The 20,083-nt window shown below is 63.3% G+C and carries 17 protein-coding genes and 1 pseudogene; 9 read left to right on the top strand and 9 right to left on the bottom strand.

Going from position 1 to position 20,083, the window contains the following annotated elements; all coding sequences use genetic code 11:
• Nucleotides 1-57 precede the first annotated feature (57 nt).
• Nucleotides 58-699 carry an RNA pyrophosphohydrolase gene (locus LDZ21_RS02310; RefSeq protein ID WP_244794746.1) on the bottom strand — a complete coding sequence of 214 codons (642 nt, stop codon included), beginning with the start codon at nucleotides 697-699 and terminating at the stop codon, nucleotides 58-60.
• Between the two features lie 283 nt (nucleotides 700-982).
• Here LDZ21_RS02310 and LDZ21_RS02315 point away from each other — a divergent pair, with 283 nt between their 5' ends.
• Together LDZ21_RS02315 and LDZ21_RS02320 are read left to right on the top strand one after the other, a co-directional pair.
• Nucleotides 983-2,719: a proline--tRNA ligase gene (locus tag LDZ21_RS02315; RefSeq protein WP_244794003.1), complete on the top strand. Its 1,737-nt coding sequence runs from the start codon at nucleotides 983-985 to the stop codon at nucleotides 2,717-2,719.
• Nucleotides 2,719-3,318: a MarC family protein gene (locus tag LDZ21_RS02320; RefSeq protein WP_035966826.1), complete on the top strand. Its 600-nt coding sequence runs from the start codon at nucleotides 2,719-2,721 to the stop codon at nucleotides 3,316-3,318. Before LDZ21_RS02315 ends, LDZ21_RS02320 begins: the two co-directional genes overlap by 1 nt.
• 95 nt (nucleotides 3,319-3,413) lie before the next feature.
• On the opposite strand, the gene LDZ21_RS02325 is transcribed toward LDZ21_RS02320, so the two are convergent.
• The gene (locus LDZ21_RS02325; protein ID WP_244794005.1) at nucleotides 3,414-3,965 is read right to left on the bottom strand and encodes a hypoxanthine-guanine phosphoribosyltransferase; all 552 of its coding nucleotides are present in this window, start codon (nucleotides 3,963-3,965) and stop codon (nucleotides 3,414-3,416) included.
• Nucleotides 3,966-4,082: 117 nt separating this feature from the next.
• The gene (ffh, locus tag LDZ21_RS02330; protein WP_035966823.1) at nucleotides 4,083-5,450 is read right to left on the bottom strand and encodes a signal recognition particle protein; all 1,368 of its coding nucleotides are present in this window, start codon (nucleotides 5,448-5,450) and stop codon (nucleotides 4,083-4,085) included.
• A 123-nt stretch (nucleotides 5,451-5,573) separates the two neighbouring features.
• Here ffh and LDZ21_RS02335 point away from each other — a divergent pair, with 123 nt between their 5' ends.
• The 3 genes from LDZ21_RS02335 (at nucleotide 5,574) to LDZ21_RS02345 (ending at nucleotide 10,534) form a co-directional block, all read left to right on the top strand.
• Nucleotides 5,574-6,488: a cytochrome C assembly family protein gene (locus LDZ21_RS02335; RefSeq protein ID WP_035966820.1), complete on the top strand. Its 915-nt coding sequence runs from the start codon at nucleotides 5,574-5,576 to the stop codon at nucleotides 6,486-6,488.
• 25 nt (nucleotides 6,489-6,513) lie between these two features.
• The gene (locus tag LDZ21_RS02340) at nucleotides 6,514-6,828 is read left to right on the top strand and encodes a PP0621 family protein (RefSeq protein WP_244794007.1); all 315 of its coding nucleotides are present in this window, start codon (nucleotides 6,514-6,516) and stop codon (nucleotides 6,826-6,828) included.
• A 712-nt stretch (nucleotides 6,829-7,540) separates the two neighbouring features.
• Entirely contained in the window at nucleotides 7,541-10,534 is a 2,994-nt protein-coding gene (locus LDZ21_RS02345) for a ribonucleoside-diphosphate reductase subunit alpha (RefSeq protein WP_244794009.1), read from the top strand.
• A 154-nt stretch (nucleotides 10,535-10,688) separates the two neighbouring features.
• Here the strand turns inward: LDZ21_RS02345 and LDZ21_RS02350 are convergent, their stop codons facing one another.
• Complete coding sequence (locus LDZ21_RS02350) at nucleotides 10,689-12,086, bottom strand: MFS transporter (RefSeq protein ID WP_035966808.1); 1,398 nt, start codon at nucleotides 12,084-12,086, stop codon at nucleotides 10,689-10,691.
• Nucleotides 12,087-12,203: 117 nt separating this feature from the next.
• On the opposite strand from LDZ21_RS02350, the gene LDZ21_RS02355 reads away from it, so the two are divergent.
• The 4 genes and pseudogenes from LDZ21_RS02355 to LDZ21_RS02365 all read left to right on the top strand — a co-directional run bounded on the left by LDZ21_RS02355 (nucleotide 12,204) and on the right by LDZ21_RS02365 (nucleotide 15,452).
• Nucleotides 12,204-12,413, top strand: a complete 210-nt coding sequence (locus tag LDZ21_RS02355) for a DUF3820 family protein (protein WP_244794011.1) — start codon at nucleotides 12,204-12,206, stop codon at nucleotides 12,411-12,413.
• Between the two features lie 557 nt (nucleotides 12,414-12,970).
• Entirely contained in the window at nucleotides 12,971-14,212 is a 1,242-nt protein-coding gene (locus LDZ21_RS02360; RefSeq protein ID WP_035966804.1) for a ribonucleotide-diphosphate reductase subunit beta, read from the top strand.
• Nucleotides 14,213-14,316: 104 nt separating this feature from the next.
• A pseudogene (locus tag LDZ21_RS31270) lies at nucleotides 14,317-14,641 on the top strand (hypothetical protein).
• Nucleotides 14,642-14,672: 31 nt separating this feature from the next.
• On the top strand, nucleotides 14,673-15,452 hold the full coding sequence (locus LDZ21_RS02365; protein ID WP_075583164.1) for a histone H1-like repetitive region-containing protein: 780 nt from the start codon (nucleotides 14,673-14,675) through the stop codon (nucleotides 15,450-15,452).
• Nucleotides 15,453-15,699: 247 nt separating this feature from the next.
• Here LDZ21_RS02365 and LDZ21_RS02370 read toward each other — a convergent pair whose 3' ends face one another.
• From LDZ21_RS02370 to prmA, 5 genes are all read right to left on the bottom strand, one after another.
• Entirely contained in the window at nucleotides 15,700-16,179 is a 480-nt protein-coding gene (locus LDZ21_RS02370) for an outer membrane lipoprotein (RefSeq protein WP_035966802.1), read from the bottom strand.
• Between the two features lie 25 nt (nucleotides 16,180-16,204).
• A complete protein-coding gene (locus LDZ21_RS02375; RefSeq protein WP_244794012.1) occupies nucleotides 16,205-17,143 on the bottom strand; it encodes a carbohydrate kinase family protein in 939 nt (312 codons plus the stop codon).
• Nucleotides 17,144-17,272: 129 nt separating this feature from the next.
• Nucleotides 17,273-17,773, bottom strand: coding sequence for a thiol peroxidase (tpx, locus tag LDZ21_RS02380; RefSeq protein WP_244794014.1), 501 nt, complete (start codon nucleotides 17,771-17,773; stop codon nucleotides 17,273-17,275).
• A gap of 99 nt (nucleotides 17,774-17,872) precedes the next feature.
• Nucleotides 17,873-19,117 (bottom strand): zinc-ribbon and DUF3426 domain-containing protein, encoded by a 1,245-nt coding sequence (locus tag LDZ21_RS02385; RefSeq protein WP_244794016.1) that lies wholly within the window; start codon nucleotides 19,115-19,117, stop codon nucleotides 17,873-17,875.
• A 48-nt stretch (nucleotides 19,118-19,165) separates the two neighbouring features.
• A complete protein-coding gene (prmA, locus tag LDZ21_RS02390) occupies nucleotides 19,166-20,068 on the bottom strand; it encodes a 50S ribosomal protein L11 methyltransferase (RefSeq protein WP_244794018.1) in 903 nt (300 codons plus the stop codon).
• Nucleotides 20,069-20,083 lie beyond the last annotated feature (15 nt).

The raw sequence follows: 20,083 nt of genomic DNA on the forward strand, positions 1-20,083 counted from the left end.
CGCGGTGCCGGGTTCTTCGAAGTGCCGAGTGTCAAAATGGACGAAGACCGGCGCCGATCAATCGCACGATGCGCGCGTTGCGATGATCCGCACGTCTTCGCTGATCGTGCATTCTGCCTGAACCGCAGCGCCAGCGGCGGTTACGGCAGGTGCTTCGATCGTCATCGTCTGGACGACGCGTGGATAGCGCGGCCCGTGATGCGCGGCGCGTTCGCCGCGAGCATTGGTTCTCCGCAAGAAGCGGGAAAGCTCGGTGAGAGCAAGTTGATAAACGTCGCGCTTGAACTCGATGACCGCATCCAGCGGCACCCAGTACTCATTCCAGCGCCAAGCATCGAATTCCGGATGGTCCGTCGCGCGCAGGCAAATGTCACAGTCGCGCCCCACCATGCGCAGCAGAAACCAGATCTGTTTCTGACCGCGATAATGTCCGCGCACTTCGCGCTTGATGAACTTATCCGGCACCTCATAACGCAGCCAGTCGCGTGTGCGACCGACAACTTTCACGTGTTCAGGCAGCAGGCCGGTTTCTTCGTGTAACTCCCGATACATTGCTTGCACGGGGGTTTCGCCGTATTTGATACCCCCTTGCGGAAACTGCCAGGAATGTTCACGCAGCCGCTTGCCCCAAAACACTTCGTTGCGCGCGTTCAAGAGGATGATGCCGACGTTCGGGCGAAAGCCTTCACGATCCAGCATACAACCACCTTCGAATCCTTTAAAATTGCTTTGATTATAAACAGATAACGGACCCGGCGCATCGGTTTCAACCCGCGGCGGCCGCTGCATTTCGGGGCAGAAATGCGCTGAAGTGCGAGGAATCTTTGCCACGCGACCGGGAAGGCGGCAGAATCTTCTTCTTGTCGGCCGGAGTCAGTGCGTGCCGGTTCACGCAAACCGTCCACCGTTCCGTTGTTCACCCGTCTTGCCAGCCTCGCAGCCACATGGTTCGAGGCGCGCGCCGCTTTTGGAAAATTTCTGAATGAAAGCATCCCGTTTCTTCATCGGCACCCTGAAGGAAGCCCCCGCCGACGCCGAGATCGTCAGTCACAAGCTGATGATGCGCGCCGGCATGATCCGTCGCGTCGCGGGCGGTATCTACGATTACATGCCGATAGGCCTGCGTTCCATTCGCAAGGTCGAAGCCATCGTGCGTGAAGAGATGAATCGCGCGGGCGGGCTCGAATTGCTGATGCCCGCCGTGCAGCCCGCCGAGCTGTGGCAGGAATCCGGCCGCTGGGAGCAATACGGTCCCGAACTGCTGCGTATCAAGGATCGCCACGAGCGCGATTTCGTCGTCGGGCCGACGCACGAAGAAGTCGTAACGGACATCGCGCGCCGCGAGATCAAGAGCTATCGCCAGTTGCCGGTCAACTTCTATCAGATTCAAACGAAGTTCCGCGACGAAATCCGCCCGCGTTTCGGCGTGATGCGCGGCCGCGAGTTCATCATGAAGGACGCGTATTCCTTCGATAAGGACAGCGCCGGCCTCGCCGAGTCGTACCGCAAGATGTACGACGCGTACGTGCGCATCTTCACGCGCATCGGCCTCGAGTTCCGCGCGGTCGCGGCGGACAACGGTTCGATCGGCGGCAGCGGCTCGCACGAATTCCACGTGATCGCCGAGACGGGCGAGGACGACATCGCGTATTGCCCGACTTCGGACTTCGCCGCGAACGTGGAAGCCGCGGATGCGCTGCCGCTGATCGCGCAACGCGCCGCGCCCACCGAAGCGCTCAAGAAGACGCCGACGCCCGGCAAGGCGAAGTGCGAAGCGGTCGCCGAGCACCTGAACATCCCGCTCGAGAAAACCATCAAGTCGATCATCCTCGCCACCGACAACGAAGGCGCGGAACCGACCATCTGGTTGCTGATGCTGCGCGGCGATCATTCGCTGAACGACGTCAAGGTCAACAAGCTGCCGGGCCTCGCGGGCTATCGCTTCGCGACGGAAGCGGAGATCGTCGAATGGTTCGGCACGCCGCCGGGCTATCTCGGGCCCATCGGCACGAAGAAGCCGGTGCGCGTGATCGCGGACCGCACGGTGGCGAACATGAGCGACTTTGTCGTCGGCACCAACGAAGTCGATTTCCACACGACCGGCGTGAACTGGGGCCGTGATCTGCCGGAACCGGAAGTCGCGGATATCCGCAACGTCGTCGCGGGCGATCCTTCGCCGGACGGCAAGGGCACGCTCGAAATCTGCCGCGGCATCGAAGTCGGGCACGTGTTCCAGCTCGGCACCAAGTACTCGGAGTCGATGGGCGCGACGTATCTCGACGAGAACGGCAAGCCCGCGCCGATGCTGATGGGCTGCTACGGCATCGGTGTGACGCGCGTGCTGGGCGCGGCGATCGAACAGAATTTCGATGACAAGGGCATCATCTGGCCGGAATCCATCGCACCGTTCGAGGTCGTGATCTGCCCGATGGGTTATGACCGCAGCGACGCCGTGCGCGAGCAGGCGGACAAGCTGTATGCGACGCTGACCGAAGCGGGCATCGACGTGATTCTCGACGATCGCGGCGAGCGTCCCGGCGTGATGTTCGCGGACTGGGAACTGATCGGCGTGCCGCATCGCATCGTGATCGGCGATCGCGGGCTGAAGGAAGGCAAGCTCGAATACCAGGGCCGCCGCGATACCGAAGCCACGCTGCTGCCGGTGGAAGAGGCTGCGGGCGTCGTGACAGGCAAGGTGCGGGCCGCGCTCGCGAAGTAATGCAGTACAACTTCCTGTCTGCGACGGTTCTGCTGCTGCTGATCACCGATCCGCTGGGCAATATCCCGATCTTCATCAACGCGCTGCGGGGCGTCGCCATCGAGCGGCGCCGCATCGTGGTTCTGCGCGAAGTGGCGATCGCGTTCGGCATCCTGCTGTTTTTCATGCTGGCCGGCGACCGCTTCCTGCGCGCGATGCATCTGACGGATTTGTCGCTGCGCATCGGCGGCGGGATCGTGCTGTTTTTGATCGCGCTGCGGATGATCTTCCCGCATCCGGACGGCCCGATGGGCGGCGACTCGCGCGGCGGCGAACCGCTGATCGTGCCGCTCGCGATCCCCGCGCTCGCCGGGCCTTCCGCGCTCGCGACGGTGATGCTGCTGACATCGCAGGCGCCGGGGAAAATGGTCGAATGGATCGGCGCGCTCACGGTCACGATGATCGTGTGCGCCGTCGTGCTGATTCTCGCGGAGAAGATTCAGCAGTGGCTCGGCGAACGCGCGGTGACGGCGTTCGAGCGCCTGATGGGTCTGGTGCTGGTCGCGATCTCGGTCGAGATGATGCTCGAAGGGATACGCACCTTCGTGCATCAGTTATGAAAAAAGCGGCCTCGGCCGCTTTTTGTTTGACGTTCGCTCGTGATTGAGAAGGACCGCTCACGCGGCCCCTGAGAAGAACTTTGGAAACGGAGCGCTTACGCCCCTTCCGTCAACGCCCGGATCGTCGGCAGATTCCGCCAGTATCCCTTGGCATCCATCCCGCAGCCGAACACATAGCGATCCGGCACTTCGAAGCCGCAGAAGTCGGGGCGCAACGGCTTCGCCTTCGGGATGATCTTTTCGCACAGCACCGCCGACAGGAACTGTTTCGCGCCCATCGCCATGATGCGGTCGCGGATGGCGGCCATCGTTTCGCCTTCGTCGAGAATGTCGTCGAGCACGAGCACCACGCGATCCTTCACCGATTCCGCCGGCGCCACGCGCCATTGCATTTCGCTGCCGCCCTTGATGGCGTTGCGATAGCGCGTCAGATGGATGTAGTCGAATTCGAGCGGGAAGTCGAGGTGCGGCAGCAGCATGCCGGTAAACACGGCCGCGCCCCCCATGACCGACAGCACGAGCGGGAAGTCTTCGCTCGTCGCCGCCTTGATGGCCGCAGCCATGCGCTCGATGGATGCGTTGACTTCGGCAGCCGAAACGATCTCTTCCGAGTGGCTATAAATATGGAGGGCTTCTTCGCGATTCATAGGGAAAGCGGGGGAGGCTGACTGCTTGCTGTGGAAAAAAACGGCGGCGCGCGCCTTATCATAAACCCGCGTCTCGTCGCCGCATCGGCGAAAAAACACGGGCTCGATGCAACGCGATCAACGCATGCCCGGCATCATGCCCTTCATGCCGCGCATCATCTTCTGCAGGTTGCCGCCCTTGAGCTTCTTCATCATGCCGCGCATTTGCTCGTACTGGTTCAGCATGCGGTTCACCTCCTGCACGTGAACGCCCGCGCCCGCCGCGATACGACGCTTGCGCGCAGCCTTGATCAACTCCGGCTTGGCGCGCTCCTGCAACGTCATCGAGTTGATGATGCCTTCCATGCGGCGCATCTGCTTCTCGGCGTTGTTCATGTCCGCGCCTTGCGCGGCTTGCTGGAACTGCGCGGGCAGCTTGTCCATCAGCGACGACAGACCGCCCATCTTCTTCATCTGCGACAACTGCGCCTTGAAGTCGTTCAAGTCGAAGTCACCGCCTTTCTTGACCTTGTCGGCGAGTTTCTGCGCGGCGGCGGTGTCGACGCCGCGCTGCGCTTCCTCGACGAGCGCGAGAATGTCGCCCATGCCGAGAATCCGGTTCGCCATGCGATCCGGATGGAAGACTTCGAGACCATCGAGCTTTTCCGCGACGCCGACGAACTTGATCGGCTTGCCGGTAACGTGACGCACGGAAAGCGCCGCGCCGCCGCGCGAGTCGCCGTCGAGCTTCGTGAGCACGACGCCCGTCAGCGGCAGCGCGTCGTTGAACGCCTTCGCGGTGTTGACGGCGTCCTGACCGAGCATCGCATCGACGACGAACAGCGTTTCAGCCGGCTTCAGCAGCGCATGAAGCTCGCTGATCTCGTTCATCATCGCTTCGTCGATGCCGAGACGGCCGGCCGTATCGACGATCACGACATCGTGGTAATGCCGCTTCGCCCAGTCGATCGCCGCGCGCGCGATGTCCGCCGGTTTCTGATCCGGCTCCGACGGGAAGAAGTCCGCGCCGACCTGCTCCGTGACCGTCTGCAACTGGCGGATAGCGGCGGGGCGGTACACGTCGACGGAAACCGTCAGCACTTTCTTCTTCTGCTTTTCGCGCAGCAGCTTGGCGAGCTTGCCGGTGGTCGTCGTCTTGCCCGCGCCTTGCAGGCCCGCCATGAGGATGACCGCGGGCGGCGTCACCGCGAGATTCAGTTCGGCGGCCTTGCCTTCGTAGTCGCCGCCGATGACCGCGGTGAGTTCGCGCTGCACGACGCCGACGAGCGCCTGACCCGGCGACAGGCTCGACAGCACTTCCTCGCCGAGCGCCTTTTCCTTCACCTTGGCGATGAACTCGCGCACGACCGGCAGCGCCACGTCGGCTTCGAGCAGGGCGAGGCGCACTTCGCGCAGCATTTCCTGCGTGTTGGCCTCGGTGAGCCGGGCCTCGCCGCGCAGCGTCTTGACGACGCGCGCCATCCGTTGAGTGAGGTTGTCGAGCATGGGGAATGTAGAGAGTGCGGCCCTTGTTTTCCCGCGACGTGAAGACGGCTTCGCAGCGATGCGCTCTATTCCGGCGCAAGGGGGAAGACGTCGCGGGTTCGGGGCCTAGTGTAAACTTCGAACATGGATATTGTACTGTATGCCCTCACTGCGCTTCTCTACGGCGGACTGGCCGTGGCGGGCTGGCGCGCGCATCGTCATACGGGCGTCGAGCCGGCGCTGGCGGGCGTGCCTGCGGGCGTGGGCGCGACGCCCGCGGCTGCATCGAAGGCTTCCGGCATGAGCGGCGTCGGGCGCGCGCTACTATTAATAGCGTTGCTCGTGCACGGCCTGTTGCTGCACACGACCATCTTCCCGCAGAACGCGATGGTGTTTGGCTTCGCATTCGCGCTTTCCGCGATGTTCTGGCTCGGCGCGGGCATCTACTGGATCGAGAGCTTCTTCTTTCCGCTCGACGGCTTGCGCCTGCTCGTGCTGCCGCTCGCGTGCGTGGCGTCGGTCCTGCCGCTGGTGTTCGGCGGCGTGCGCGTGCTGTCGTATTCCGCCGCGCCGATGTTCAAGCTCCACTTCCTGATCGCGAACATCGCGTATGGGTTGTTCGCCATCGCCGCGCTGCACGCCATTCTGATGCTCATGCTCGAACGTCGCCTGCAGCGCATGCGCGGCCTCGCGATGCGCCACTCCGGCAACAACGGCTGGCTCGCGAGCTGGCTCGACACCTTGCCGCCGCTGCTCACGCTCGAAAAGCTGCTGTTCCGGCTGATCGGCGCGGGCTTCGTGCTGCTGACGCTCACGCTGGTGTCGGGCATCGCGTTTAATGAGCAACTGGTCGATCGCGCGTTGCGCTTCGATCACAAGACCATCTTCGCTTTCCTCTCCTGGCTGATGTTCGGCGCGCTGCTCACCGCGCGGCGCATCTCCGGCTGGCGCGGGCGCGCCGCGCTGCGCTGGGTGCTTGCTTCGTTCGTGGCGTTGCTGCTCGCGTATGTCGGCAGCCGGTTTGTGTTCGAAGTGCTGCTGCATCGCGCCGTCATCTGAGCGCGCGACTCCACTTTTCCAGTCGATGCGAAACTTCATTCTTCTGATCTTCCTCTTCTTCGTCACGCAGTGGCTCCTGAAGAAGCTGCGCCGCGCGAATCAGCGCGCGCAATCGGGCGCGACGGGCGCGGCGGACTCCGCCGGTTCGACGAGCTCGCGCGCCCGCAACGGCGCCGCAGCCAGCGACGCCCCGCAACTCGCCGATCCGCTCATCCGCTGCGCGCAATGCGGCGTGCATACGCCGCGCAGCGAAGCCATCGTCGTGGCGGGAGAACGCTTCTGCTGCAGCGATCACGCACGCCGTCACGCCAACCGTCCGACCGGCCGCGACGCACGATGAGCGATTGAGCGGTTAAGCGCAACCGATCAGGACGCGCATCGCATTTCAAGCGATCGCCACCGCGCGTTGCGGTCATCGTTTTTCTCATTTCAGCCCGCCATCTGAGCAACCCCGCGAACTGCGACTGCGCGCCGCGTAAGGTCTTTCTCGCTGCGACGCAGCAACGTCAGGCTCGATGCCTTGTCGTGCTTCGGCGTCGCAGAAGTCAACCCCGCGAAGGCGTTTCGTCAGCAAAAAAACCTTTTTGAGACCGTCCGAAGTTCCACTATACTTGGTGCTCGCAGACGTAATTTGCACTATATCTTGTGTTGTTGAGGCGGCGCCCGCTCCTACGAGCCGGCGCCGTTGGCTTTCCGGCGCAAGCAAGGGAACGTTCGGCTGGCCGGGTCGGTTTCCGGCCGGCCTCGAAAAACGGCGAACCGTATCGAGCGCCGGCGAGCATCACCGTGAAGAAGGCAGCAAGTGAACGCGCGTCGCGTCGGCCGATAACCGCGCGCCAACGCGGGCCCCGCACGCGGCGCCAAGAACAGTGCGGGCCGACATCGCCGCGAATCGCGTTTCAGGGCTTGCCGGCTTCACGGCCGACTTCACAGCCCGGCTTCACCGCAAAAAAACACCGCGCGTTGCATCGTCGTCAGATGGCGCGACACGCGCGGCACAAGTGATAAATCCGCGGATCATCCGCACCATTCGAACACCAGGAGTTTTGCACATGCAAACCACCGAGAACGCCACGTCTTCCTTCGAAGGCGCAACCGCACAGCCCGCGGGCGGTGCGCAAGGCCAGGGCGCGCAAGCGCTCGCGCCCAACACGACGTTTGCCGACTACAAGGTCATCCGTCGCAACGGAAGCGTGGTGTCGTTCGAGCCGTCGAAGATTTCCATCGCCGTGACGAAGGCGTTCATCGCCGTCAATGGCGGGCAGGGCGCGGCTTCGGCGCGTGTGCGCGAGCTCGTCGAGCAGCTGACGCAAGCGGTCGTGCGCGCGCTGGTGCGCAGCCGTCCGCACGGCGGCACGTTCCACATCGAAGACATTCAGGATCAGGTCGAACTCGCGCTGATGCGCGGCGGCGAGCACAACGTCGCGCGCGCCTACGTTCTGTATCGCGAGAAGCGCACGCAGCAGCGTTCGCAAGAGCGCTCGGCCGCGCAGGATGCGCAGTCGCATGAAGGCGGCGTCATCAACGTGACGGACAACGGCGTGACGCGTCCGCTCGATCTCGAAGCGCTGAAGGGGCTGATCGTCTCCGCATGCGCGAATCTGGGCGATGCGGTGTCCGCCGACCCGATCGTTGCCGAAACGGTGAAGAACCTGTACGACGGCGTGCCGATGAGCCAGGTCTACGACTCGGCCATTCTCGCGGCACGCACGATGATCGAGAAGGACCCGGCATACAGCCAGGTCACGGCGCGCATTCTGCTGCACACGATCCGCCGTGAAATCCTCGGCGAAGAAGTGACGCAAGCCGAAATGGGCGAGCGTTACGCCGAATATTTCCCGCAGTTCATCAAGCGCGGCATCGAAGCCGGCCTGCTCGACGAGAAGCTGCAGCAGTTCGACCTGAAGCGCCTCGGCGCCGCGCTCGACGCGAATCGCGACCTGCAATTCGGCTATCTGGGCTTGCAGACGTTGTACGACCGCTACTTCCTGCACGTCGACGGCGCGCGCATCGAGTTGCCGCAGGCGTTCTTCATGCGCGTCGCGATGGGCCTGTCGCTCAACGAGATCGACCGCGAAGCGCGCGCCATCGAGTTCTACAACGTACTGTCGTCGTTCGACTTCATGTCGTCGACGCCGACGCTGTTCAACTCGGGCACGCATCGCTCGCAGTTGTCGTCGTGCTATCTGACGACGGTTGCCGACGACCTCGACGGCATCTACGAAGCGCTGAAGGAAAACGCGCTGCTCTCGAAGTTCGCGGGCGGCCTCGGCAACGACTGGACCCGCGTGCGCGCGCTCGGCTCGCACATCAAGGGCACGAACGGCAAATCGCAGGGCGTGGTGCCGTTCCTGAAGGTCGTGAACGACACGGCCGTCGCCGTGAATCAGGGCGGCAAGCGCAAGGGCGCGGTCTGCGCGTACCTCGAGACGTGGCACCTGGACATCGAAGAGTTCCTGGAACTGCGCAAGAACACGGGCGATGACCGTCGCCGCACGCACGACATGAACACGGCGAACTGGATTCCCGACCTGTTCATGAAGCGCGTCCACGAAGGCGGCGACTGGACGCTGTTCTCGCCGGCCACCTGCCCGGACCTGCACGACCTGTTCGGCGCGGCGTTCGAAAAGGCGTACACGGGCTATGAAGACAAGGCGGCGCGCGGCGAAATCAAGCTGTTCAAGAAGGTTCCGGCGGCGCAACTGTGGCGCAAGATGCTCGGCATGCTGTTCGAGACGGGCCATCCGTGGATCACGTTCAAGGATCCGTGCAACGTGCGTTCGCCGCAGCAGCACGTGGGCGTCGTCCATTCGTCGAACCTGTGCACTGAAATCACGCTGAACACGAGCGACAGCGAAATCGCGGTCTGCAACCTTGGCTCCGTGAACCTCGTCGCGCACTTGACGAAGCAGGCCGACGGCACGCTCGCGCTGGATCACGAGAAGCTGAAGCGCACGATCAGCGTCGCGATGCGCATGCTCGACAACGTCATCGACATCAACTATTACGCGGTGGCAAAGGCGCGCAATTCGAACCTGAAGCATCGTCCGGTGGGGATGGGCATCATGGGCTTCCAGGACTGCCTGCACTTGCTGCGCACGCCGTACGCGTCGCAGGAAGCGGTGGAGTTCGCGGATCGTTCGATGGAAGCCGTCTGCTACTACGCGTACTACGCGTCGACGGAACTGGCGGAAGAGCGCGGCCGCTACGCGACGTATCGCGGCTCGCTGTGGGATCGCGGCATTCTCCCGCAGGATACGATCAAGCTGCTCGCCGAAGCCCGCGGCGGTTATGTCGAAGTCGATACGACCGAGACGATGGACTGGTCGACGCTGCGTTCGCGCATCGCGACGCACGGCATGCGCAATTCGAACTGCGTGGCGATTGCGCCGACGGCGACGATCTCGAACATCATCGGCGTGTCGGCGTGTATCGAGCCGACGTTCCAGAACCTGTACGTGAAGTCGAATCTGTCGGGCGAATTCACGGTGGTGAACGACTACCTGGTGCGTGACCTGAAGGCGCGCGGCCTGTGGGACGAGGTGATGGTCTCGGACCTGAAGTACTTCGACGGCACGCTGTCGCGCATCGACCGCATTCCGGCGGACCTGCGCGCGATCTACGCGACGGCGTTTGAAGTCGATCCGAAGTGGCTGGTCGAGGCGGCGTCGCGTCGTCAGAAGTGGATCGATCAGGCGCAGTCGCTGAACATCTACATGGGCGGCGCTTCGGGCAAGAAGCTCGACGAGGTCTACAAGCTCGCCTGGCTGCGTGGCCTGAAGACGACGTATTACCTCCGTACGATGGCGGCGACGCACGTCGAGAAGTCGACTGTTGCGCACGGTGCGCTGAACGCGGTTCCTTCGTCGGGTTCCGATGGCGGGTTCGGTGCTTCGGGCGGCGGGGCATCGGCGGGGAGCGGTGCTGCGGGCGGTGGCTTCAACGCGGCGCCTGCCGCAGCGGCGGATGCACCGGAAGCCGATGGCCCGGTTTGCATGATGCGTCCGGGCGACGCCGGGTTCGACGAGTGCGAGGCCTGTCAGTAAGAGGTTTGCTCTCTCGTCGCGAGAGGGCGCTTGGGGGAAGCCTGGCTTTCCCCGAGCGGTAGGGCCGGTATCGGATGCTTCTTTCCTTCGGGGACGACTTCGATACCGGCCTTTTTCATTGCGGCGTTGAACCAGCGCGGCAGAGAGAAAGAACTTACCCTCGCGTCCCGCGCGAGATCTCCCGTCCGGCATCGCGCGACAGGCGCGCAGTAACCGGCATCGAAAGAAACGAAAACAGACCCACCACCATGAACGCAGGCCAGAAGTCCGACCAGCGCACGGAAGCGTGGCCATTCAGATACTGCGACAGCTCGAGCGTGATGCCGGCGATCGTCACCCCGAGCCCGAGCGAAACCTGCTGCACGAAACTGGCCAGGCTGGTGGCCCGGCCCACATCGCGCGTCTCGATCTCCGCATAAGCGAGCGAGTTGAGCGACGTGAACTGCAACGCAGGAAAGAATCCGCCGAGCAGCACGACCGCCCAGATGACCCATGTCGGCGTGCCGGGAAAGAACGCGCCGCATGCAGCGATCGCGATCCCCGACAACGCCGCGTTGTACAGCAGCGTCTGCCGGAAGCCGAAGCGATGCAACACGCGCGACGCCAGCGATCGCATGAACATGCCGCCGAACGCGGACGCACACGTGATCGCGCCGGACTTGAACGCCGTCATGCCGAGCCCTTCCTGCAACGCGAGCGGCAGCAGAAACGGCACGGCGCCCAGTCCGATGCGAAAGAGCGAGCCGCCACCGACGCTCGCCTGAAACGTCGGCACGCGAAAGAAGCGCAAGTCGAGCAGCGGCCGCTCGGCGCGCCGCGCATGCAGGATGTAGAGCGCGACCATCACCGCGCCAAGAACGCACATCGCGTAAGCGACGCTCTGCGGCACCAGCTCGCCGCCGACGAGCGACAGCCCGAGCATCAGCAACACGCCCGCGCTCGCCGAAAGAAAGAAGCCGAACCAGTCGAGCCGGCCGGGATGCTCTTCACGCGTGTCGGTGATGTATCGATTGGTCAGGTAGATGCCGGCAATGCCGATCGGAATGTTGATGAAGAAAATCAGCCGCCAGTGCAGATACGTCGTGATGAAGCCGCCGAGCAGCGGACCAGCGGCGGGTCCGAGCATTGCAGGCACCGACAGGTAGTTCATCGCGCGAATGAACTCCGAGCGGCGCACCGAGCGGAAGATGATGATGCGTCCGACGGGCACCATCATCGCGCCGCCGACGCCCTGAATGAAGCGCGCGACGGTGAACGTTCCAAGCGATGTCGACGCCGCACAAAGCAGCGAGCCGACGACGAAGATGCCGATGGCCGTTCGAAACACGACACGTGCGCCGAAGCGGTCGGCGACCCAGCCGCAGATCGGAATGAAGACGCCGAGGCCAAGCACATAGCTCGTGACCGCGATCTTGAGTGTGACGGGATCGCGTCCGAACGCCCGGGCCATTTCGGGAATCGCAGTAACGATGACGTTGGCGTCGACGCTTTCCATGAACATCGCACATGCGACGATGAGAGGGGCAATGAAAGCTTTGACGGCGAGCGGCATCAGAGAACGATCATCATGGCGGGAGGAGCGGCGATTATGGCACCGATGTGGAGCACACGCCGACCGCCAGCGTCGCGCTATGTGATGCGATGAACATGCAACAGGAGTCGAGAAACGATGGACCCGAAAGACCTGCAACGTCTCGTCACGCAGACGATGCCCTACGGCAAGTACAAGGACCGGCTTATCGCCGACTTGCCCGCACACTATCTCGCATGGTTCGCGCGTGAGGGTTTTCCTCAAGGCAAGCTCGGCGCGTTGCTTGCGCTCATGCACGAGATCGATCACAACAACCTGCGTTCTCTGCTCGATCCGCTACGCCGATGACGCTTTTTCGCACTTGCGCAGCGGCCCTATATGTTGTATGGATCGACCGCGACAGACACAATATCTTGTATGGATTGATCCGAAAATGCTAAACTTCGGCAACGGAATCGAAGCGCTTTAACGAGTCGCCGGCAGCGTTCCTCGCGCATCAGATGCGCAAGAAAAATCGCGAGTCCGACATGCCGCTTCATCGTCGATGACATCGCGTGCGAGTTCGCATCAGCCGCATGAACGTCACGAGTGTCGACCGCTCATGCGAACCATCGAACGCTTCACATCGACACATGCTGCGCTCGCGTTCGAACCATCGCTTCGAAGCATCGAAGCAACGCGGCGCAGACCGCATCGAAGCACTCGATGACAGTCAGTGAGGACCGCTTCACACCTGTCTCATCGGTGCCTGCATCACGCGTCACACATGAAGCGAAGAGCCAAGTGTTGTATGCAGGTAGCAACGCTGAATCCAAATCGCTAGAAAACGAGAATTTTCATGAGCAAGCTCTTTTATCGCTCATGAAAAGATGGTACAAACCGATCTAAATTGATGGTGAGAATTTATGCTCAACTGGGATGACGAGAACACGACCGTAGCTCCCTCGAGCGCTTCGCAACAGAACCCGTTGCGCAACGCTCAAGGCACGACTTTCGGTACGCAAGCAGCACATGCTGCAGCTCATCAAGCCGCCCATCAGTCTGCTCAGGCGAACAACATCTTCTCCGATGGCTTCGTTCCCCCGGCAGCCGCCACGCCCTCCGCGGGCGCTATCGCCGCGCAGAGCGAAGCGCGCGTCAACGTCGCAGACAAGCGCATCATCAACGGCCAGACCGACGTCAACCAGCTGGTGCCGTTCAAGTACAAGTGGGCGTGGGAGAAGTACCTCGCCGGTTGCGCGAATCACTGGATGCCGCAGGAAGTGAACATGTCGCGAGACATCGCCCTGTGGAAAGACCCGAACGGTCTGTCCGATGACGAGCGTCGCATCGTCAAGCGCAACCTCGGCTTCTTCGTGACGGCGGACTCGCTCGCCGCGAACAACATCGTGCTCGGCACGTATCGTCACATCACCGCTCCGGAGTGCCGCCAGTTCCTGCTGCGCCAGGCGTTCGAAGAGGCGATCCATACGCATGCGTATCAGTACATCGTCGAATCGCTCGGTCTCGACGAAAGCGAGATCTTCAACGCGTATCACGAAGTGAAGTCCATCCGGGACAAGGACGAGTTCCTCATCCCGTTCATCCAGACGTTGACCGATCCGGCGTTCACCACCGGCACGCTGGAAGCGGACCAGAAATTGCTCAAGTCGTTGATCGTGTTCGCCTGCATCATGGAAGGTCTGTTCTTCTATGTGGGCTTCACGCAGATTCTGGCGCTGGGTCGCCAGAACAAGATGACGGGCGCGGCGGAGCAGTATCAGTACATCCTCCGCGATGAATCGATGCACTGCAACTTCGGCATCGACCTCATCAATCAGATCAAGCTCGAAGAGCCGCAACTGTGGACCGCCGAGTTCAAGGCGGAGATCCGTGAGCTCTTCAAGCAAGCTGTTGATCTTGAATATCGCTACGCTGAAGACACCATGCCGCGCGGGGTTCTCGGCCTGAATGCGTCGATGTTCAAGAGTTACCTGCGCTTCATCTGCAATCGGCGTTGCCAGCAGATCGGCCTGGACCCGCTCTTCCCGAACGAGGAAAACCCGTTCCCGTGGATGAGCGAAATGATCGACTTGAAGAAGGAACGCAACTTCTTCGAGACACGCGTGATTGAGTATCAAACCGGCGGCGCGCTGACCTGGGAATAACAACAAGCCCAGGACGTGTTGCAGACGAAATCGATGGGACGGGCAGGCAGCGGCGTGTCACTCACGCGCGCCTGACTGACAAGGTTTAGGAGAACGGTCGCCTGATGCAAAGTGCGCCTACTGACTTAACGGACCGAGTGGCCCGATTCGAAGACAGGCGTTTTGCGTTCCCTTCAATGGGATGGGCAAACTTCCCCCCGGAAAACGCCAGCGGCAAGCTCGCTGGCTCGATCAAGCGATGGGCGGCGCTCGGTATTGGCGCTGACTTTATTTGGCGCGCGGTGCCTCGGGGCACGGCGCGCCTTGCCGTATTCATTAGCGTAAGCAGGTGGGATCAGCGTACGCCGATGAATAATCCGCTTCGTAGCGTGTGCCCTGAGAGCCTCCACGCGGGAAGCGGGTTTTGACGAAGGGTGTTGTTTGAACTGACTCTCATCTGAAAACCTGAAGGAGAAAAATCATGGCAGTCGCCAAAAAGAAACCCGCCGCTAAGAAGGCCGCAGCAAAGAAAGTCACCGCCAAGAAGGCAGCCGCTCCGGCGAAGAAGGTAGCGGCAAAGAAGGTCGCCACCAAGAAGGTCGCTGCAAAGAAAGTCGCAGTGAAGAAGGTTGCCGCCAAGAAGGCAGCGCCGGCGAAGAAGGCAGCAGCAAAGAAAGTCGCGACCAAGAAGGTAGCGGCAAAGAAGGTCGCCGCGAAGAAGGCGCCGGCGAAGAAAGCCGCAGCCAAGAAGGTCGCTGCGAAGAAGGCGCCCGCTAAGAAAGCCGCAGCCAAGAAAGTCGCGACCAAGAAAGTAGCGACGAAGAAAGCCGCTGCGAAGAAGGCGCCGGCGAAGAAGGCTGCCGCCAAGAAGGCGCCTGCGAAGAAAGCGGCCGCGAAGAAGGCTGCCGCCAAAAAGGCTCCTGCGAAAAAGGCCCCCGCTAAGAAGGCTGCTGCGAAGAAAGCCCCTGCGAAGAAGGCGTCGGCGAAGACTGCTTCTGCTCCTGCCGCGCCTGCTGCTCCTGCGCCTGCTTCGACGTCGGCGTCGGCTCCCGCGCCTGCTCCCGCAGCGAAGAAGGCTGCGCCCGCAGCGAAGAAGGCTCCGGCCAAGAAGGCCGCTGCTGCCAAGAAGACGACCGCTGCCGCTCCCGCAACGACGGCAACGACTGTCTCGACGCCTGCTCCGGCCGCTCCGGCTGCAGCAGTCAAGACGGCGCTGAACCCGGCGGCGGCATGGCCGTTCCCGACCGGCAGCCGTCCGTAAGTCTCGGCACAAGCAGGACGCATCACCGCGGCACACCTCGCTGTGCCTTACGACCGGGTAGGCCTACCCGGCCTCGACCCGTCGCTGGGGGAACTCGGCGACGGGTTTTTCGCGTGGCGCCGCACACAGCGGCAATGTCACGCGCTCGAACACGCCGCAAACAAAAAGCGCATGCCTCTTTCGAGGCATGCGCTTCTGTCATCCGCCGAAGAATCGCTGAGGATTCCTCGGTTGAATCCGCTGGTGCCTAGTGCGTGACGCGCGTCACGCCGCCGCTCGACAGCAGGCGAACGCGCTCGCCAGCCTGAAACACTTCGCCGTTCGATGTCTGCGTGATCGCGCGCAGGTCGCCGTTGTCGAGGCGCACGGTGATCTCCAGGCCGTTCTTCGTCGCGACGCTGTTCTCGACCGCGTTACCCGCGACCGCGCCCGCCAGACCGCCGATGATGCCCGCGATGATCGACCCGTTGCCGCCGCCGATGGCGCTGCCCGCCGCGACACCGCCGAGCGCGCCGCCGCCGATTGCGCCGAGACCGCTCGGCTGCCCGTTGTTCGAGCTGATCTTCACGCCGCGCACGCTTTCGACGGTCGCCATGCGCACCGTTTCCTCGCGCTGCGCCTGCGACGCCGTGTAGACGTCGGGCGAACTGCTGTTATACGCGCAGCCCGTCAGCGCCACTGAGCCGATGAGCGTTGCTGCCAGCATGATGCGACTTACCGTTTTCATCCCTTCACTCCCTTCTTCCACTCGCTCACGACAGGCTCGTTCCGAATGCCTGCTTGAAACGCTCTTCGATTTCGGCGCGCGTCGGCGCATAGGTTTGCGGGCCTTGATGTTCGATCTTCAACGCACCCATCAGACTCGCGAGACGCCCCGTTTTTTCCCAGCCAAGATTGTTCTCGATGCCGTACAGCAGGCCGCCGCGGAACGCGTCGCCGCAGCCGGTCGGATCGATGACCTGACGCGCCTTCGCAACCGGCACGTCGAGCACGCCGCCCTCATGATAGATCTGGGCGCCATGCTCGCCGCGCGTCACGATCAGCGCATCGACGCGGCTCTTGATGTCTTCGATCGACCAGCCGGTCTTGTTGCTCAACAACTTGGCTTCGTAATCGTTGACCGCCACGTATTTGGCAAGTTCAATCATGCGACAGAGTTCTACACCTTCAAGGATAGGCAAACCCTGACCCGGATCGAAGACGAATGGCACGCCCGCAGCGGCGAACTGGGCGGCGTGTTCGCGCATGCCGTCGGCGCCGTCCGGCGCGACGATGCCGAGCGAGATGCCCTGCGCTTCGTCGGCGCGGTTGAGGTGCGACTCCATCATCGCGCCGGGGTGGAAGGCGGTGATCTGGTTGTTCGCGAGGTCGGTCGTGATGAAGCATTGCGCCGAGTGCTGGCCGGGCAGCACGCGCACATATTCCTTCGACAAACCGAGCGCGTCGAGACGGTCGATGTAAAGCTGCGCGTCCGCTTCGCCGAGCGTCGCCATGATCTTCGGATCGCCGCCGAGCAGTTTCAGCGCATAGGCGATGTTGCCCGCGCAGCCGCCGAAGTTGCGCCGCATTGTCGGGACCAGGAAGCTGATGTTCAGCATGTGCACCTGATCCGGCAGGATGTGGTCGCCGAAGCGGCCCTGGAAAGTCATGATGTTGTCATAGGCGAGCGAGCCGCAGATGAGCGTAGCCAAGGCGAACGTCCTTTAAGTTGGGGTGCCGAGCAAGAGAATGCGCATACGGCGCGCGGCGGCGGCTTTTCGGTTTCGATGGCTGCCGCGCCTCGTATGCGCGGACCGCCGTAAGCGGTCCGGCCGTGCAGCTTACTTCAGCGCCGCCAGCGCCGCATCGTAGTTCGGCTCGTTCTTGATCTCGGGCACGAGTTCGGCATGCAGCACCTTGTTGTTCTCATCGAGGACGACGACTGCGCGCGCCGTCAGCCCCTTGAGCGGACCGCTCGCGACATCGACGCCATACGCCTGCGCGAAATCATGGCCGCGGAACGTCGACGCCGTCACGACGTTGGCGAGGCCTTCGGTCGTGCAGAAACGCTTGGCCGCGAACGGCAGGTCGCCCGAAACGACGAGCACGACGGTGTTGTCCAGCTTGCCGGCGGATTCGTTGAACTTGCGCGTCGACGTGGCGCAGGTCGGCGTGTCGAGGCTCGGCACGATGTTCAGCACCTTGCGCTTGCCCGCGAAGCTCGCGAGCGTGATGTCGCCGAGATCCGTGCCGACGAGGTTGAATTCCGGGGCTTGCTGTCCTGCGCTCGGGAACGTGCCGCTGACTTCGATGGGATTGCCGCCGAGGGTAACTTGACTCATGTTGCGCTCCAGAGAGGTGTCAGATGCTGACGGGAAGTTTCACTTGGCGTGGCGCGGTCGGCGGGCAGGGCGCGAATGCCCCGTCACGCGATCGCGCCATCACGGATAGAAGACCTGAACGCGGTAATTCGCGGCGACGGCATCGCCGGTATCCAACCGTACGACGACCGGCTGCGCGCTTTGCGGGGGAAGGCCGATGGCGAATATCGTACCCGGTCGCGCGTAATCCTGCGGCCACAGTACCCGCCGGATCGCGACATCGCTTTTGTCGTCGAGCAGCGTGAGTTCGAGCGCCGGATAGGCGAGCGGGACGTCGGCGCGATTGCGCAACATCAGTTTCAGTTCGAGCTTGTGCGGACCGTCGACCTGACGCAGCCCCGAACTCTCGATCTGCAGCCCCGCGACATAGCGCGGCGGCGAAAACGTGCAGCCGACCTCAGTGCAGATAGCGGAGTAAAGGGCGCGCGTGCCGGGCATGTAGACCATGACCGCTTCACGCTGCCACCACGCGAGCTGCATCAGCAAGAGCAGCGCGAGCACCACCGCGAGCAGGTAGCCGGCAATCTGCACGGCCTTGCGCCCGCGCCGGGGCGGCTGCGAAGTGGGACGTGGCTCGCGCGTCACGGGAAAGGCTTCGTTCGCGCTCGGTGCGTGCGCCGCACCCGGCGCGGGTGGCCGTGCGCCGAAACGCGGCTCCTCGTCGTCATGCCATGAGGACGCGGGCTCGACGGGCGGCGCGGGACGAGGCGGCGGCGCATCGGACTCGCGATGATCTGGACCGATGAACGGCTCCGCGCGGTCGTCGACAGAATTGACGAAGCGCGCCGGCGGCGGTTCTGGGCGCGTGGGCGTCGGCGGCGGGCGATCGTCGGGCGGCGCGGTTACGCGAACAAAGGGCTTGCGCCGGTCGTCGGCGGGAGGCTGAACTGCCGATTCGTTGGCTGCATCCTTCCGGGCAGGACGCGAAGGCGCCGCAGCGAATGCCGGCGGCTTCGCATGAATCGTGGGATCGTCGTCTTCGACGCGTGCAGCGGGCGGCTCGGCGCTCGCCCGCTTGCCCAGTTCGAGCGTGCGGGGCACGACGAGCGTGGGCGGTTCCTTGTCGGCTTCGGGCGTTGGCGCGGTGAACGTGGACGGCCCGACTGCCACCTCGTCATCGACGATGGTTGCGTGCTGCGGCTCATCCGTTGCGGCGGCGTCGTCGGGAAGCTCGAACGTATGATGCGCGGCGTCGAAGACTTCCTGACAGTGTCCGCAACGCACGCGGCCATCATGCGGCGCGACCAGGTACGGGTCGAGCCTGAAAACAGTTTCGCAGTGAGGGCAGCGGGTTGCGAGCGCCATGTGTATTGCCATTGGCCTCGCGGCCGGGTCGTGAACGATGGCGCTATTCTAATGGCTTTCGCGGCGCGTTCCGGCGAGGCACACCCAGCCTTCGTGCTCGCGCCAGACGGCGATGTCGATCCACGCCGCATAGACGGCTGCGACTTCGTCGGCCTGTCGGGCGAGAATGCCCGACAGCGCGATGCGTCCGCCGGGCTTCACCTTCGAGGAAAGCATCGAGGCCATCAGCTTGAGCGGATTCGAGAGAATATTCGCGACTACGATATCGAACTCGCCGGCGGGGCATTCGTCGGGCAGCCCGTAGGTGACGGCCGCGCGGTTGCGCTCGCTGTTCTGGCGCGCGGATTCGACCGCCTGCGGGTCGATGTCGATGCCATAGACCGGATCGGCGCCGCACTTCTTCGCGAGGATCGCGAGGATGCCCGAGCCGCAGCCATAGTCGAGCAGCGACTGGCCCGGCTTCACCGATTGCTCCAGCCACTCCATGCAGAGTCGCGTAGTCGGATGGCTGCCCGTGCCGAACGCGAGACCGGGGTCGAGTTCGAGCACGAGCGCGGACGGATCGGGCGCGTCATGCCACGACGGCACCACCCAGATACGCTCGCCGATCGGAATCGGCTCGAACTGCGCTTGCGTCAGGCGCACCCAGTCCTGTTCTTCCACGTCGCGCACCGAGAACGCAGGCGTCGCGTTCAGGCCGATTTCGTTCGCGGCCGCCGCAAGCAGCACGGCGGGATCGGCGTCCTCGGCCAGGAGCGCGACGACGCGCGAGCGCTTCCACGCGCTGCGCTCCGGCGTGAGGCCGGGCTCGCCGAAGAGCGGTTGCTCGTCGGGCGTGTCGGCGTCGGCGTCTTCGACGGACACCGACAGCGCGCCGATTTCCAGCAGCGCATCCGACAGCGCTTCCGCGTGCTCGCGATCCAGCTCGGCGATCAGTTCCCGGTAACTCATGCTCGTGTCTCTTTC

The sequence above is a fragment of the Caballeronia grimmiae genome, assembly GCF_022879615.1.
GTDB lineage: Bacteria > Pseudomonadota > Gammaproteobacteria > Burkholderiales > Burkholderiaceae > Caballeronia > Caballeronia grimmiae.

Bases quoted from the DNA above. Each gene is read 5' to 3' on its own strand.
- LDZ21_RS02310 (WP_244794746.1), bottom strand. From the start codon at position 699: ATGCTGGATCGTGAAGGCTTTCGCCCGAACGTCGGCATCATCCTCTTG.
- LDZ21_RS02315 (WP_244794003.1), top strand. From the start codon at position 983: ATGAAAGCATCCCGTTTCTTCATCGGCACCCTGAAGGAAGCCCCCGCC.
- LDZ21_RS02320 (WP_035966826.1), top strand. From the start codon at position 2,719: ATGCAGTACAACTTCCTGTCTGCGACGGTTCTGCTGCTGCTGATCACC.
- LDZ21_RS02325 (WP_244794005.1), bottom strand. From the start codon at position 3,965: ATGAATCGCGAAGAAGCCCTCCATATTTATAGCCACTCGGAAGAGATC.
- ffh (WP_035966823.1), bottom strand. From the start codon at position 5,450: ATGCTCGACAACCTCACTCAACGGATGGCGCGCGTCGTCAAGACGCTG.
- LDZ21_RS02335 (WP_035966820.1), top strand. From the start codon at position 5,574: ATGGATATTGTACTGTATGCCCTCACTGCGCTTCTCTACGGCGGACTG.
- LDZ21_RS02340 (WP_244794007.1), top strand. From the start codon at position 6,514: ATGCGAAACTTCATTCTTCTGATCTTCCTCTTCTTCGTCACGCAGTGG.
- LDZ21_RS02345 (WP_244794009.1), top strand. From the start codon at position 7,541: ATGCAAACCACCGAGAACGCCACGTCTTCCTTCGAAGGCGCAACCGCA.
- LDZ21_RS02350 (WP_035966808.1), bottom strand. From the start codon at position 12,086: ATGCCGCTCGCCGTCAAAGCTTTCATTGCCCCTCTCATCGTCGCATGT.
- LDZ21_RS02355 (WP_244794011.1), top strand. From the start codon at position 12,204: ATGGACCCGAAAGACCTGCAACGTCTCGTCACGCAGACGATGCCCTAC.
- LDZ21_RS02360 (WP_035966804.1), top strand. From the start codon at position 12,971: ATGCTCAACTGGGATGACGAGAACACGACCGTAGCTCCCTCGAGCGCT.
- LDZ21_RS02365 (WP_075583164.1), top strand. From the start codon at position 14,673: ATGGCAGTCGCCAAAAAGAAACCCGCCGCTAAGAAGGCCGCAGCAAAG.
- LDZ21_RS02370 (WP_035966802.1), bottom strand. From the start codon at position 16,179: ATGAAAACGGTAAGTCGCATCATGCTGGCAGCAACGCTCATCGGCTCA.
- tpx (WP_244794014.1), bottom strand. From the start codon at position 17,773: ATGAGTCAAGTTACCCTCGGCGGCAATCCCATCGAAGTCAGCGGCACG.
- LDZ21_RS02385 (WP_244794016.1), bottom strand. From the start codon at position 19,117: ATGGCGCTCGCAACCCGCTGCCCTCACTGCGAAACTGTTTTCAGGCTC.
- prmA (WP_244794018.1), bottom strand. From the start codon at position 20,068: ATGAGTTACCGGGAACTGATCGCCGAGCTGGATCGCGAGCACGCGGAA.